At 36.2% G+C, this 16,105-nt stretch carries 12 protein-coding genes; 9 read left to right on the top strand and 3 right to left on the bottom strand.

The window, feature by feature from the left end:
• Positions 1–147: 147 nt before the first annotated feature.
• The 3 genes from F959_RS15930 to F959_RS15920 are packed head-to-tail and all read right to left on the bottom strand — an operon-like array spanning position 148 to position 3,882.
• Positions 148–2,328 (bottom strand): polysaccharide biosynthesis tyrosine autokinase, encoded by a 2,181-nt coding sequence (locus tag F959_RS15930; RefSeq protein ID WP_004882135.1) that lies wholly within the window; start codon positions 2,326–2,328, stop codon positions 148–150.
• A gap of 19 nt (positions 2,329–2,347) precedes the next feature.
• Positions 2,348–2,776, bottom strand: coding sequence for a low molecular weight protein-tyrosine-phosphatase (locus F959_RS15925; RefSeq protein ID WP_004882134.1), 429 nt, complete (start codon positions 2,774–2,776; stop codon positions 2,348–2,350).
• Between the two features lie 5 nt (positions 2,777–2,781).
• Positions 2,782–3,882, bottom strand: coding sequence for a polysaccharide biosynthesis/export family protein (locus F959_RS15920; RefSeq protein ID WP_004882133.1), 1,101 nt, complete (start codon positions 3,880–3,882; stop codon positions 2,782–2,784).
• Between the two features lie 616 nt (positions 3,883–4,498).
• Here F959_RS15920 and wecB point away from each other — a divergent pair.
• From wecB to F959_RS15875, 9 genes are read left to right on the top strand one after another with little or no spacing between them, the layout of a single operon-like run.
• Positions 4,499–5,629 (top strand): non-hydrolyzing UDP-N-acetylglucosamine 2-epimerase, encoded by a 1,131-nt coding sequence (wecB, locus tag F959_RS15915; protein WP_004882132.1) that lies wholly within the window; start codon positions 4,499–4,501, stop codon positions 5,627–5,629.
• A 32-nt stretch (positions 5,630–5,661) separates the two neighbouring features.
• A complete protein-coding gene (gene wecC, locus F959_RS15910) occupies positions 5,662–6,915 on the top strand; it encodes a UDP-N-acetyl-D-mannosamine dehydrogenase (protein WP_004882130.1) in 1,254 nt (417 codons plus the stop codon).
• Positions 6,916–7,470: an acyltransferase gene (locus tag F959_RS15905; protein WP_004882128.1), complete on the top strand. Its 555-nt coding sequence runs from the start codon at positions 6,916–6,918 to the stop codon at positions 7,468–7,470.
• 5 nt (positions 7,471–7,475) lie between these two features.
• Positions 7,476–8,681, top strand: a complete 1,206-nt coding sequence (locus F959_RS15900; protein ID WP_004882126.1) for a polysaccharide biosynthesis protein — start codon at positions 7,476–7,478, stop codon at positions 8,679–8,681.
• Complete coding sequence (locus F959_RS15895) at positions 8,678–9,988, top strand: O-antigen polymerase (RefSeq protein WP_004882124.1); 1,311 nt, start codon at positions 8,678–8,680, stop codon at positions 9,986–9,988. Before F959_RS15900 ends, F959_RS15895 begins: the two co-directional genes overlap by 4 nt.
• A complete protein-coding gene (locus tag F959_RS15890; RefSeq protein WP_004882121.1) occupies positions 9,989–10,948 on the top strand; it encodes a glycosyltransferase family protein in 960 nt (319 codons plus the stop codon).
• The gene (locus F959_RS15885) at positions 10,948–13,086 is read left to right on the top strand and encodes a bi-domain-containing oxidoreductase (RefSeq protein ID WP_004882119.1); all 2,139 of its coding nucleotides are present in this window, start codon (positions 10,948–10,950) and stop codon (positions 13,084–13,086) included. The genes F959_RS15890 and F959_RS15885 overlap by 1 nt, the downstream gene beginning before the upstream one ends.
• Positions 13,083–14,897 (top strand): heparinase II/III domain-containing protein, encoded by a 1,815-nt coding sequence (locus tag F959_RS15880; protein WP_004882115.1) that lies wholly within the window; start codon positions 13,083–13,085, stop codon positions 14,895–14,897. Before F959_RS15885 ends, F959_RS15880 begins: the two co-directional genes overlap by 4 nt.
• The gene (locus F959_RS15875) at positions 14,894–16,105 is read left to right on the top strand and encodes a glycosyltransferase family 4 protein (protein WP_004882113.1); all 1,212 of its coding nucleotides are present in this window, start codon (positions 14,894–14,896) and stop codon (positions 16,103–16,105) included. The genes F959_RS15880 and F959_RS15875 overlap by 4 nt, the downstream gene beginning before the upstream one ends.

The following is a 16,105-nucleotide window of genomic DNA, read 5'->3' as shown; positions in this document are numbered from 1 at the left end:
AAAATATGGCATTGATCTTAGCATGTCTATGCTGATCCATTGAATAACCCATTTGAATAATACGTGTATTTTTTATTAGGTTTTTGTTTTTAACAAAAAAGCCAAATCAATTGATTTGGCTTTTTACTCACTTTAAAGCAAGTTAAGTTAGTCTTCTTTATTGGCTTTATAGGCATAAGCATAGTTATAGCTATAACCAGCGCCAGCAGTACGTTGGATATCGTTTAAGATGAAGCCATTCACTTTGACGCCTGCTTGCTCAAAACGATTTAAGCTAAGCTCAAGCTCTTTCATTTGCGACTTAGAATAACGAGCAATTAATAAGTTCACGCCTGCATATTGAGAAATAATAATCCCATCCGTTACGGCCAAGATCGGCGGCGTATCAATGATGATATGATCATATTGTTGGCTAAGTTCATCAAGCAATGCTTTAAATTTTTGAGAACCTAACATTTCAGATGGATTTGTTGGACTTTTACCACGTGTGATGACATTCAGTCCATTCACCTCAGTCTGATGAATTACTTGGCTTAACTCAGCTTGATTGCTCAAAAATTCAGATAAGCCTGGCTTTATATCAACATCAAAGTATTTATGCATATAGCCACGACGCATATCTGCATCGATCAGAAGAACCTTTTTATCGCTTTGAGCAAAAATAGTTGACAAATTTGTCGAAATAAATGATTTTCCGACCTCTGGAGCTGGACCAGCGATCATAATGATATTATTTTTTGCACTCGCAAGAGAGAAATGGATCGCCGTACGGATACTGCGTAAGCTCTCAATTGCAATATCATCACTATGTTTTACAGCTAAGATCGGGATCGATTTTTTCTTTTTCAAGATACTCATACGAGTTTCTTGTACAGGAGATCTTGGAACAGTAGCATAAACAGGAAGATCAAATTCTCTCTCGATTTGTGTCGAGTCTTTGACACCAGTACGTAGCATATTTCGTAATAATGCAAGCAGAGTCCCTAAGAAGCCACCAAGGAAAATAGAAAGAATTAAAATTTGTAATTTCTTAGGTTTGATTGGTTCTACAGGTTCTACAGCAGTATCCACAATCCGAACATTACCAATTTCACCTGCTTTTGCAATACGTAATTGCTGATAAGAGTTGAGCAGTGCAGTATATAATTGAGTTTTGACCTCAACCTCACGAAAAAGTTGGAGGTATTGACGCTGAATATCTGGTAACTGTTTTAAGGTGCTATTTAATTGGGTAATTTGCTTGTCAAGTGCGGTAATTTGAGCATTGATTTCGCGTATTGCAGGGTGTTCAGCAGTGTACTTTGCTGCTAGATCAGCTTGCTGTTGCTGTAATTCAATTTTCTTAGTTTCTAAAGTGATACTCTGAGTTAAATACAATTCAGATTCTTTAGTCACATCAACCGTATTATATTGTTGTCGGAATTTATTGAAGACACGTTCGGCATCATCTAACTGTTTTTTCAAGTCTGGGAGTTGTTCATCTAAGAATTTTAAAGTTTGTGCTGTTTCCGCAGAACGACGCTCTACATTTTGCGCGCTATAGGCAGCCAAAATCGCATTTAAAACTTTAGTAATATGTTCTTTATCTTGACCTTGATAATTTAATCCCAGAATTCCAGTTAGTTTTCCTCTTTCAGCGACGGAATAGTTTGAAAGAATGGCTTGGACTGCGGCAGGCAGTGAATTCTTTTGTACGAAATAATTAGCATCAAACGTATCATTTGTAAAAATTGCAACTTTCCAAGTACCAAATTGATTTTTTAGTTGATTTAATTTGTTTAAAGGAGCTGTTAGAACGATCTCATCTGTCTTTGGATCGACCAAACGAAAATTATTATTTTTAAAACTTAAACTAAGTTTTTTATCTAAATAGGAATTGGGAACATCAAATTGATTGATATTAAAAAACTTTTCTCCATCATTAAAAGTAACGGTTTTAGGAGAATATTCCGTCTCGTAATCAGTTTTATTGAGTAATCGATGAGAAAAAGTATTATTTTCGCTTGCAATCTCTAGATCGAGATGGAGGGCTTGAATCACTGAACCAAGAACTAAACGAGATTTTAAAATTTCAATTTCAGATTGAGCGGGCGATTTTTGCTCAATCATCTGTGAAAGATCCCCAAGCAGAGCAGCAGAGGCTCCTTTACTGTCTTCCACTTGAACCAAGGCATCTACTGAATAAGTATCAGGAGTTGCACGTAGGTATAACAAAGCAAAGACCAAACTCAGAATAATACACAGTGCAATAAGCTTCCATTGTGCGATTAAAGCAAAGAAAAGCTCTTTCAGGTCAATTGTATCTTCAGTATTGGTATTTTGGCTCATAATCTTAAATCTAAAAAAGTTAAATATAGTTTTTCCAATCTGTAACACATTGTTGGATTAGCAGACAGGTCTGATCAAAAAAAGCTTGATCGTGTTGGTATGGGTCAGGCACGTTTTTGTTTTGCCAATGCCCTAGACGGAAAACTTTCCCTTTTGCAAATGGCCAAGTTTGCTCAATATGCTTTTGCTGATTGTTACTCATCACTAAAATTAAATCGGCCTGTTTAAGGTGCTCTGAATTCAGTTTTTTAGCAATATGAGTACTCATATCAATATCTAATCGCCGCATACAAAGCTGAGCTTTATCGTCAGCAGCATGTCCTATCATGCCAGATATGCCAGCAGATTCAATTCTCAGGTTAGGATGTTGTTGTTTAAGTAGATATTCGGCCATTGGACTACGGCAAATATTACCCACACAAACAACTAAAACGTTTTTAATATTCATTTATATTATTGCCCTAAGCGATCAATATTATATAGAGCACTAGAGAACGGAATGATTTGGTTGATAACACGCTGCCAGCGAGTCAACCCAGTTGCATCGACATAAACAATATCATTACTTCGCAATCTAAATTGATTAGCAAGACCGAAATCCCCTAAACTCATTAAATTTAGATGATAGAGTTCAGTATGGCGATCATTTGGATTTGTGCGGAGAACGTAAATTCGGCTCGCACTAGCTGAGAGAGGATTGAGTCCTAAACTTTCACCCAACGCATCGCTTAGTGTCATGCCTTGATCTCGCATTGGTAAGGCCTGATTCTTACCAGACTCACCCATTACATAAATTTTTTGGTTTTCTTTGGTACTTACATAAATCGTGTCGTTAGGTTGTACCAATAATTTATTGAGCGAATAGCCAGCTTTCTCTAAAGCGATGGTATTAAGATCATAAGTGATGCCATTACGAATGAGCTGGATAAATGTATTATCGCCTTTCTCTGTGACACCACCAGCCATACCTAAAGCACTATAAATACTAATAGGTTGGTCATTTAAAAAGAATTGACCACCTTTAAGTACACTCCCTTGGACTGAATATCGCTGCCCTTGATAAGACAGTACTCTTACAATCACATCGGGGTTTTTTAAATAGCGAGCAAACTGGTTACGTAAGTCCGTATTAAGTTGCGTTAATGTTTTTCCTGAGGCTTTATAACGGCCTACTAAAGGAATTTGCACAAAACCATTGTAGTCAATTGGGTAGCCATTGGCTTGAATTGATTGATCATTGGTCAAATTGTTCACTGGTGGAGTAATTTCAGGATATGCCCACAGTTGAATAGAAAGCACATCACCAGAACTTAGACGGTAGGCTTGTTGTTGTTGTTTAAATAGTGTTGAGTAATTGCTTTGATAGTCGATTTGGGCAGGTTGAATTGCAGGTAAATTATCCTGCGTAATTTTTATAACATTGACGTCCGTTCCCTGATCAGTAGTGTAAATGCCTTCACTCGGAATATCATATGTTTGTAAGCCAGAAGTAACAGCACAGCCTGTAGCACTAATACTAATCGCAAGAATGGAAAAAAGTTGATAATGCTTCACACTTGACCCTTAAATAGTTATATCTGTTGTTACATAACAACATATCTTTGGACTTAGAATTGCGCTAATTCTAGCTGAAAAATAGTAAAAAATCATCGGAGAATCATTTCGGTTTGTATGTTTAGTTTATCTAAAAAATTTAATAATAAGTTTTGCAAAACTAATCTATTGCGATTTGAGAACAAAGGAAAATATATTGTTAAACACAATCATACAATTCAGATAGGGGACGTATTAAAAATCTGCTATAGTACGCCCGTTTCTTGGTAATTACAGAGATGCAAACTTTTGATTAAAGCAATTAAAGTAATTGGAAGATAGGATATCCGTGACATAATGAGTTAAATTTAACTCACATCAATGTATTAGAAAAGTTAAAGAATCTTATTGTAATACATTAATGTGATAGAACTTTGGTAAAAACAACATTAGATATGTTTATTTAAGATGTTGATATAATTTGTTTTTATCTGATTTTTGTTTATTTAAACTTGTTTTAGAATTGTAGTTCTTGAGCAATTATATGCTATAAGTTTGATGAGTGAAAATGCTGCACTTTATGGATTAATCGAGTTTAAACCATAGTTAAAAGTCATATATAAAAAAGGTGGATTGGGTGAAAAAAGTTTTATTAGTATTTGGTACTCGACCAGAAGCGATAAAAATGGCCCCTTTGGCCTTGAAGTTACAACAGTTTAATGAAGATTTTGAAACTAAAGTCTGTGTGACAGGTCAACACCGTCAAATGTTGGATCAGGTGCTGAGTTTATTTGAATTAACACCAGACTTTGATTTGAATTTGATGAAACCAGGACAAACTTTATCTGATGTAACCTCGGGTGTTTTAAAAGGGTTAGAACAGGTATTTGCAGAGTGGATGCCTGATCTTATTTTGGTCCATGGCGATACGGCTACAACTTTCGCAGCTTCTCTAGCAGGTTATTATCACAAAATTAAAATTGGTCATGTCGAAGCAGGTTTACGCACAGGAGATCTTTACTCGCCGTGGCCTGAAGAAGCGAATCGTCAACTCACGGGTGTTCTTGCAAACTTTCATTTTGCGCCCACTCGGTCATCTTATAATAATTTAATTAAGGAAAATGTTAACCCTGAAACAGTCGTGATTACGGGTAATACAGTGATTGATGCTTTACTACAAGTTAAAACTAAAGTGGAGCAAGAACAACAACTTATTCAAAAATTTGAACAAGAATTTAGTTTTATAGATAAAAGCAAAAAATTAATTTTAGTTACGGGACATCGTCGCGAAAACTTCGGTCAAGGTTTCCTCAATATTTGTACTGCCTTGGCCAATATCGCTAAAAAATATCCTGATATTCAAATCGTTTATCCAGTCCATCTAAATCCAAATGTACAACAACCTGTGAATGAGTTGTTGGCAAATATTGATAATGTTTTTCTGATTGCCCCTCAGGACTATCTACCATTTGTTTACTTAATGAATCGTAGCTATTTAATCTTGACTGATTCAGGGGGTATACAAGAAGAAGCCCCTTCTCTAGGCAAGCCTGTGTTGGTGATGCGAGATACTACTGAACGTCCTGAAGCGGTAGATGCGGGAACAGTACGATTAGTGGGTACGGATGTGAATGCGATTCAATCTGCTGTAAGTGAGTTGTTAGAAAATACAACAATTTACGCCAGTATGGCAGAAGCGCACAATCCTTATGGAGATGGGACTGCTTGCCAGCGAATTATTGATTTCCTAAAAGTAAATTTTATTTAGTTTTTAACCATTTGATTTTAAAAGTATTTAGTATGAGTAGTTCATTTAAGCATATCTGTGTTATAGGGTTAGGTTATATTGGTTTGCCAACTGCGGCAACATTTGCCGCTCATGGAGTAAAAGTTACTGGTGTTGATGTAAACCAACATGCGGTAGATATGATCAATCAAGGTAAAGTGCATATTGTTGAACCTGATTTAGATGCTTTGGTCCGTGATGTCGTTGCTCAGGGTAAATTGTCTGCTCAATTGGCACCGACTGAAGCAGATGCTTATATTGTTGCAGTTCCAACACCTTTTAAAGATGATTATCAGCCAGATCTAAAATATATCGAAGCTGCCTCGAAAGCTTTAGCGCCTTTTTTAAAATCAGGTAATTTAGTTATTTTAGAGTCGACCTCACCTGTAGAAGCCACTGAACAAATGTCGGCTTGGTTAAGTGAAGCACGTCCAGATTTAAGCTTTCCGCAGCAAAAGGGCGAAGAGGCCGATATTTTAGTCGCGCACTGCCCAGAACGTGTGTTGCCAGGTAAAGTTTTACAAGAGTTGATTAGTAATGACCGTATTATTGGTGGAATGACACCACGTTGTTCAAAAGCGGCATGTGATTTATACAAAATCTTTGTAAAAGGTGCATGTATTGAAACCAATGCCCGTACCGCGGAAATGTGTAAATTGACAGAGAACTCATTCCGTGACGTCAATATTGCTTTCGCAAATGAGCTTTCAGTTATTTGTGACAAGTTAGATATCAATGTTTGGGAGTTGATTTCACTGGCGAATCGTCACCCGCGCGTCAATATTTTACAGCCAGGACCTGGGGTCGGTGGTCACTGTATTGCGGTTGATCCTTGGTTTATTGTGGCAAAGACACCAGAACAAGCTCGTTTGATTCGTACTGCACGTGAAGTGAATGATGCCAAACCTGAATGGGTCATTGATCAGGTTAAAATTAAAATTGCGGATTTCTTACAAGCTAATCCAACAAAAACGATTCAAGATGTCACGATCGCTTGCTATGGTTTGGCTTTTAAACCTGATATTGATGATCTACGTGAGAGCCCAGCACTTGAAATCACGAAAAAGTTAGCTGAACAAGGTTTTAATATTCTTGCAATAGAACCGAATATTCATGAACTTCCTGCCAAACTGCCTTCAAATATTAAATTGATTGCTCTTAAGGAACATCAACAAGCAGATATCCATTTGATTTTGGTTGATCATAGACAATTTAAAAATATGAACTTCTCTTTTTCTTATGTAGTCGATACAAAAGGCATTTTATAAATGTATAGCCTATTCAAATTTTTTTTTAGACTAGGTGATTACTATCGTGGTCTAAAATTATTTTTGTTAATTAATTTATGTGGTGGGATCTGTAAAGGAATTCCTAAAGTTGGGAAAAATGTCATTTTCAAATACCCACCGCATAAAGGTATTAAGTTTGGTAAAAAATGTGATATTGGGGCATTTAGTCATTTTGATATACCGCCATTTGGCCAACTAATAGTTGGTGATTGTGTGAAAATGACACAAGGCGTTGTTGTTTCTGTAATTAATAAAGTTGAGATACAAAGTAATACTTTAATTGCAGAGTGGGTATCTATTAGAGACGCCCAACATCTATTTGATAAGAATGAACCAATAAACAAACAAGGAATGAAGAAAGGTGAAATTCTGATAGAAGAAGATGTTTGGATAGGACGAGGGAGCAGTATTTTTTTAAATACTACGATTCGTAAGGGTTCAATTATTGGTGCTGAATCTATTGTTAAAAGTATAGAAATATCTTCTATGGAAATACATGCAGGTAATCCACTAAAGTTTATAAAAAATAGATAAAGTTTATGAAGATTCTATCCAAGCTTATAGCCGGTGGGGTAATTGTACAGATACTGGTTGCAGTATCTGTTATGATTTCATCACGACTTTATAAACCAGAAGTATTTGGTGAGTTAGGTTGGTATCTAAGTTTTGCATCAGTATTTGCAATTGTAGCTGCGATGCGCTTTGATTATATTGTGCTCAGCGATAGAGTTTGTGCAGAAGAAAAAAATGAATTTTTCTCTAATGCTATAGTTGTAAGTATTATAACTTTCTTTTTATTGTGTATAGGCGTTGTCATTGCTAACAATGTCTTTCATTTTAAATATAATATTATTTATTTGTTGTTATTCTGCCTGAGCCTAAGTTTTTTTAATTTATTGAGTCAATATCTTATATTAATAAAGGATTATAATAAATTTATTTTTTATAAAACAAATCAATTGCTTCTTCAAATTGTAATGATTGTAGGTTTTTATTATGTTTTTCATGAAAATGGGCTGTTGTTAGCCAATATTTTGCCTCAGTTAATAATTTCTATTCTATTCTTTTTGTTTATTCGGAAATCCTTGTTATTTAAGTTGAATAATTTCATCCCTTTTTTTTATAAAAACTATAGGGAAGGTTTTAAGAACTCCTTTCTCACTTTTATACAATATTCAACTCCTGTGATACCAGTTTTGTTTGGTGGATATGTTTTTGACAAGAGTCAAATTGGTGCATATTTTTTATTTTCTCAAACAATGGCTGTTCCATTTTCATTGATAAGAAGAAATGTATTGATACTTTTTAATGGTGAATACAGTGATGCGAAAAAAATTAAAGAGCTTTTTGAAAGTATATTGACGACAAGAAATTTTATTATTGTCTTAATGTCTTTTGCATGCTTTTTAGTTTTTTTAGTGTTTTGCTCAAGTTATATAATAATGATATTTTTTGGCCGTGAATGGTTGGAATTCTCATGGTTGCTGTCCCTGTTGTTTATATACTACTTTTTTGATGCTTTGCTTCAACCTTTAACTACATTATATCCATTATGGGGCAAGGTTAATAAAGCTCTAGGTTTTGAATTAGTTAGATTTGCTTCTGTTGCTATAGTTTTGCCTTTAGTAGTTTTTTTTGCAAAGTTATCTTTTTCAAGTTTTGTGATTTTATTTTTGATAATTATGCTGCTCATTTATGTTGTAAATTTTTATAGCATTCTGATGTATGTAAAGAGGTTGAAATGAATAGATTAGCATTTATTGGGGGGGTCATTTCACTTGTTATGATATGTCTACTATGGCTACTCATAAGTTTAGAGAGTTTAGATCTTTTTATAAATGTTTCTATTGTTTCTATTGTTTTATTATCTCTATTTCAGATTAAGAAAAGTGGAATTCTTTCACCTAGTACAATTGTTTTTGTTACTGCATTACCATACTTTTTGACCGCAATCTTTAACTCATATATTTATAGAGATTATAGCTATTTCCTTGAAAGAACAAATGCAAGCTTAATTTTTTATACATTTATCTTTTTTGGATCTTTTATTTTTTTTGATTCATATTTTAGTAGGGTGAAAATACCAAATTTAAATTTTAGAAAAAAACTGAGTTTAAATACAGTCTTTTTATTTTATAGTATTATTGTTTTTATATATATAAGCATGGTTGCAATGCTTTTTTCACTGGATATTGGTGCTGTGTCTCGTGCAGATATTTATAAATCTAAATCCACTCTTTTTGATGTTTATAAACTTTTTGTTTATTCTTTTTCTGTCTTTTATATTTGGTTTGTTGTTAGCGTTGAGCAGAAAAGTGGGAGGGCTTTAGTTTTTTGGTTATTACCATTAATTCTGTTTTCTGCTACGGACATTTTAATCCTAGGTGACAGGAAATTAGCAATAATTTTATTCGTTATTTGTGCATTTGCCGTTAATGTGCATAAGCGTATTAATCCAATTTATATTGGATATGGGTTTGTATTCGGCTTATTAATGTGGGTTTATGGGTATTTGAGGAATACGAGCTTTTCTGAGTGGGGTGCTATTTTAAGTGAACTCGATTATGGAACAGCCTTTAGTCCTGATAAATCTGAATTTGGTGCTTTTAGTATTGTTTGGAATGACTATTTCTCTAGATACTCTTCAGTCCAAATGCAGCCTACTTATCTGGAAACATTTGCACAGATCATTCCTACATTTATTTTTCCTAGTAGGCCTATTTCACCATCAGTTAACTTCGTGAAAGAGTTTTATCCAGATATTTATAATTCGGGCGGTGGCCTGGCTTTTAATGCCATTCTTGAGTCTATGATGAATTTTAATATTTTTGGTCCTATCGTTTTTGCTTTTTTAATCGTGTTCTTTTCTAAGTTTTATAATAAGTCTCATTTTGGGGTTTTGTTAGGAGCAATATACATATTCTGTTTTTCCTTTACTCTCAGAAACGATATGATTAGTAATCTTAGGACTTTTTTTATTCTTAGTGTTGTTGTTTCAATGTGTATTTTAATTTTTTGTCGAGTTGGGAAGTCTAGGTCAGGGGGGGATTAAGTGGATAAAATATTTTTTATTGGTAAACTTCCATCGCCCATAGGTGGTGTTACGGTTTTTAACCAACGCAAACTAGAGCAGCTAAGTAATAATGCTAAAATTGTTTTACTTGAACCATGTAAGAAAAACATTTTAAAAATAGTTGTGGCTTTAAGATCTAAAGAAATTAAACATTTAAGTGCGTCTAATTTTATATTGATTTTATTAGCATGTTTTTTTGCACAGTATGGAACTGTAATATTTTATGATCATAATTCTAGTAGGCACTTTCTTTCGTTAGTAGGATGGAAAAAGAAAGTTTATTTAAAGTTTTTCCTTAAGTGTAAAAATATTATGTTAGTAAATGAACATCTTAAGGAAAATTATAGAGTATTTGATGAGTTTGACGAAATTAATAATAAGTTTATAACTATTTCAGCTTTTTTGCCTCCTGCAAAAGCTGAATTAGCAGATATCTTATCTACTTATGATCAGAGGTTGTTAGATTTGTATGAAACTGCCTTAAAAAATCAACAAAGAAAAATCATATTAACTAGTGCATTTCAGCCAAATTTAGATAGTAAAGGGGCTGATATTTATACTTTAAGTTGTTTAATAGATATCTTTTGCGAATTAGCCTTAAAGTATAAAGATGATTACTTCCTTGTAGCTATTGCAAATTATCCAGAAACTAGTTTTAGTCAAGAAATAAAAGAAAAGGTACGATTACTTACTGATAAATATGACAATCTTATATTTCTAGAGAATGATAAGAAAATCTGGCCACTTTTAACGGTGACGAAATTATTTATCCGAGCAACAACTACTGATGGTGATTCTGTTAGTTTGAGAGAGGCATTATATTTTGGTGCACCAGTTTTAGCATCAGATGTAGTACCTAGACCACATGGGGTTATGTTGTTTAATTTAGAAAAAGATGATCTTAGTCAAAAAGTTGATGAATATTTAGGAAGTTATTAATGAAACAAATTCTTCAAGATATGGCAAATGGTGGTACGACTGTGACCGAAGCTCCAGTACCACAATGTTCAAAAGGTCATTTACTGATTTCCACAACGACTTCGCTTATTTCTGCTGGAACAGAACGAATGCTGGTTGGGTTTGGTAAAGCATCTCTAATTGATAAAGCACGCCAGCAACCTGAAAAAGTGAAAATGGTACTGGAAAAAGTACAAACAGATGGCCTGTTAACAACTTACGATGCTGTAAAGTCAAAGCTAGCTCAACCACTTGCATTAGGTTATTGCAATGTGGGTATTGTGCATGAAGTAGGCGCTAATGTAGATGATTTCCAAGTTGGTGATCGTGTTGTGTCAAATGGTCCACATGCTGATATGGTGAAAGTACCTAAAAACCTTTGTGCAAAAATTCCAGATAATGTCAGTGATGAAGCTGCTTCTTTTGCTGTCGTCGCAAGTATTGGCTTGCAAGGTATCCGTCTTGCTCAACCGACTTTGGGTGAAAGCTTTGTCGTCACAGGTGCGGGTCTTATTGGTCTGCTCACCATCCAGATGCTAAGAGCAAATGGCTGTCGTGTTCTCGCCATTGACTTTGATCAAAGTAAATTAGATTTGGCAAAACAATTCGGTGCAGAGATCTGTAATCCTGGTAAAGGTGAAGATCCAGTTGCTGTGGGTCTGGCATTTAGTCGCGGTGTGGGTGTAGATGGTGTCATTATTACTGCTTCTACCAAGGTAAGTGATCCTGTTATTCAAGCAGCACGAATGAGCCGAAAACGTGGTCGTATTATTCTAGTTGGTGTAACAGGCTTAGAGTTAAACCGCGCAGATTTTTATGAAAAGGAACTCAGTTTCCAAGTTTCTTGTTCATATGGTCCAGGTCGTTATGATACTGGATATGAAGACAAGGGTAATGACTATCCACTTGGCTTTGTTCGCTGGACTGAGCAACGTAACTTTGTTGCCGTTTTGGATATGATGTCTGCGGGAACCTTAAATGTAGAACCATTAATTACGCAGCGATTTGAATTTGAAGATGCACCGAAAGCATATGATGCATTGACGGAAGACAAATCTGGTTTGGGTTTATTGCTTAAATATAACTCTCCAGTCGAAACCCGTTTAGAAAAGCGAGTGGTATTACGTCCAATTTCTATTGAAGCCAAAAATGCTGTGGTTGGTTTTATTGGGGCAGGCAACTATGCTTCACGTGTGTTGATACCGGCTTTCAAAAAAGCATCTTCTCAATTACATACCATCGTAACTTCTGGCGGCATTAATGGGGTTATTCATGGAGAAAAAACAGGATTTGCCGAAGCTTCGACAGATCTGGATGGTTTATTAAATAATAAAGATATCAATACCGTTGCGATTGCGACCCGCCATAATAGCCATGCATACTTTGTAGAAAGAGTTTTATCGGCAGGTAAGAATGTTTTTGTTGAAAAGCCATTGGCTCTGACTGTCGAAGAAATTGAAAAAATTGAAACTGTTTACAATCAAAATATCCAGAATAATCAATATGCACGAGTCATGGTGGGCTTCAATCGTCGTTTCTCCCCACAAGTGCAAAAAATGAAAACTTTGCTGGATACAGTGAAAGAGCCGAAGAGTTTTATCATGACCATGAATGCAGGTGCGATACCCGCGGATCATTGGACACAAGATAATGCTGTTGGTGGAGGGCGTATTATCGGTGAAGCATGTCACTTTATCGACTTGATGCGCTTCCTAGCTGGTTCAAAAATTGTATCTGTTCAGGCTCGACGTATGGGCGAAACTGATGCCGTACAGGTTCTAGAAGATAAGGCTTCAATTACGCTTGGCTTTGAAGATGGGTCATTTGGCACAATTTTCTACTTAGCAAATGGCGCTTCAAGCTTCCCTAAAGAGCGTGTAGAAGTCTTTACAGCAGGTCGAGTACTACAATTAGATAATTTCAGAAAGCTAAAAGCATTTGGTTGGCCTGGATTTAACAAGATGAATCTATGGCGTCAAGATAAAGGTCAAGATACTTGTGCTGCGGTCTTTGTAGACAGTATTCGAGATGGAAAAGAAGCACCAATTCCTGCCGATGAAATTTTTGAAGTTGCTAGAGTGACCATTCAGGTTGCCGAAATTTTAAGAGCACAAACATGAGTTTAGTCATGAAAGGTCAAACAGCGCTTGCATTAGGGCTGTTTAATTTGTTCAGAGTGTTTAAATATCGTGTAGGCGTAAAAACAGGTCTAAACCCTGTACAAAAGTTGTCTGCTCAATTGCCAATGGGTTGCTTCTTTAGTCAGAGTGCACCCACTGGCACTATGAATGTGCCCGTAAACTCAACTTTAACAGCCTTTGGATACCTCAAGTATCCAGTGGCTGGACAGCTGCCGAATTGGTTCTATAGTCCTTTAACCCAACATATTTTTCAAAATACAGAAAAAGCTTGGTATCAAATTCCAGATTTTGATGGAAATGTTGGTGATATTAAAGGAATATGGGAGGCTTCTCGTTTTGATTGGCTAATAGACCTTGTTTTACACGAGCGTCAAGTGAGAGATGGGCAAGCATTGGTTCAGCTTGATTTATGGTTGAATGATTGGTGTGAGAAGAACCCTGCTTATTTTGGGCCGAATTGGAAATGTGGGCAGGAAGCATCCATCCGTGTCATGCATATCATTACTGCACTCATCGGTTTAGAGCAAGAGCAGCATCCGCATGACAATGTCTGTGCATTTATCGAGGCACATTTAAAGCGTATTGAACCTACAATTGATTATGCCATTGCTCAGGATAATAATCATGGGACATCTGAGGCAGCTGCATTGTATATCGGTGGAGCTGTTCTAAATCTTTGGAAACCTAAGTCTCAATATCAGAAATGGCAGGCATTGGGTGAGAAATGGTTGCTGAACCGAGCAACTAAGCTCATTATGCAAGATGGTGGTTTTAGTCAATATTCGATTAATTACCATCGAGTGATGCTGGACTCTTATTGCTTAGCTGAAATCGTCCGCCAAAAATTTGAATTGAAGCCTTTTTCAGGACAACTATACCGTCAATTGCAGAAAGCGACAGACTGGTTATATGTATTAACCCAAGCTGATGGGGATGTCCCTAATTTAGGTGCCAATGATGGTGCGCGACTGATTCCTGTAAGCCAAACGGATTATCGTGATTTTAGACCAACAGTTCAGTTGGCAAGTACCTTATTCCATCAACATAGTTATTATCCAGAACCAGATTCATATGATGAAAGTCTAACGTTCTTTCAAATACAAAAATTGAAGCAAGATAACTTTGAGCTGCCTTCGCGAAATCAATTTTTTAATGAAAGCGGTTTGATGAGTTCTCAAAATAATAATTTCTTTATTGCATTCAAATTGCCGAAATTCAAATTTCGTCCAAGTCAATGTGATGCTTTGCATCTGGATGTTTGGTTTAAAGGACGAAACCTTTTACGCGATGGTGGAACTTATAGTTATAATTCCACCGTAGAAGATTTAAACTACTTTTCTGGCGTTGCTAGTCACAATACCGTTGAGTTTGATCAACATCAACAAATGCCGCGTTTAAGTCGCTTTTTATTTGGTGCATGGCTGACACCAAAAGAATTAACGTATAGCGCTAATGAATTTGGTTGTGGTTATCAAGATCATTGGGGTTGTACACACCACCGTAAAATTTCATTAACAGATAATGCAATTAAAATAGCAGATAATATCTCTGGTTTTCAGCAACAAGCGGTCTTACGTTGGCGTTTACAGCCAGATCATTGGACTCTTGAGAACAATGTTCTAAGCAATGGTAAAGTGGAGATTATTTTAGAGGCTGAGCATCCGATCACTCTTCGTTGGAGTGAGGGAGAGGAGTCTAGGTACTACTATCAAAAGAGCAAAGTGCCTGTTCTAGAAGTGATTGCTACACAAGCGACTACAATTTTTACTGTAATTAAAGATTTAACATGAAAATTTTATATTTCCATCAGCATTTCTCGACACCTAAAGGGTCAGCAGGAATCCGTTCCTATGCTATGGCTCAATCGCTCATTCGTAATGGCCATCAGGTGACGATGGTTTGTGGTTCTTTTGGTGCAGGTCAAACGGGTTTAACCCAGCCTTTTAATAAAGGAATGCGCCGTGGTATGGTCGATGGCATTGATATCATAGAATTTGAACTGCCTTATTCAAATGCGCTTTCTTTTCTCAAGCGTATTTTAATTTTTTTAAGTTTTGCCTTTAAATCGATCAAAGTTGCTTTGACTGAACAATACGATGTTGTATTTGCGACAACAACACCATTAACGGCGGGTATTCCGGGTATTTTTGCCAAGTGGTTTCGACGTAAACCATTTGTTTTCGAAGTCCGGGATCTATGGCCAGAGCTGCCTAAAGCGATGGGGGTGATCAAAAACCCAATTGTTTTATGGATGATGTCTGTGCTTGAGTGGACCTCTTATCATTCAGCTGATCGTTTAGTGGGATTGTCTCCAGGTATTGTGGACGGCATTATTAAACGAGGGATTGCCCCTGAAAAAGTAGCTTCTATTCCAAATGGTTGTGATTTAGATATTTTTGCATCTGAACATCAAGCATGGCGACCAGAGGGTGTTCAACCAACAGACCTTATGGCAATTTTTACTGGGACACATGGCTTGGCCAATGGTCTTAATGCCGTGTTAGACGCAGCAGTTGAATTGAAAAAACGTCAAAGAACGGACATTAAATTGGTTTTGGTTGGGGATGGCATGCAGAAAAAAGCATTGCTTGAACGAGCGGCCGAGCTTCAATTGGATAATGTGATTTTTCATGATCCTGTTAATAAAGCAAAGTTAGCAGGTCTTATGGCCAGTGCAGATATTGGGTTACAAATTTTAGCCAATGTTCCAGCCTTTTATTATGGAACCTCGCCGAATAAATTTTTTGATTATATTTCAGCTGGCCTGCCCGTTTTAAATAATTATCCGGGATGGTTAGCGGAGTTAATTACTAAACAGCAATGTGGTTTTGCTGTACCCCCAGAGAATCCTCAAGCATTTGCTGATGCTTTGGAACAGGCAGCGAATCAGCGCGAAAAATTGATTGAAATGGGCAGAAATGGTCAGCAGGTTGCCAGAGAGCAATTTAACCGTTCTATTCTTTCGCAGAAATTTTCTGATTGGGTCACAGGAGCGTAA

It is taken from the genome of Acinetobacter venetianus RAG-1 = CIP 110063, assembly GCF_000368585.1.
Lineage (GTDB): Bacteria > Pseudomonadota > Gammaproteobacteria > Pseudomonadales > Moraxellaceae > Acinetobacter > Acinetobacter venetianus.
The sequence above is the reverse complement of the archived record's forward strand: the minus strand, read 5'-3'. Positions and strand labels throughout refer to the sequence as shown.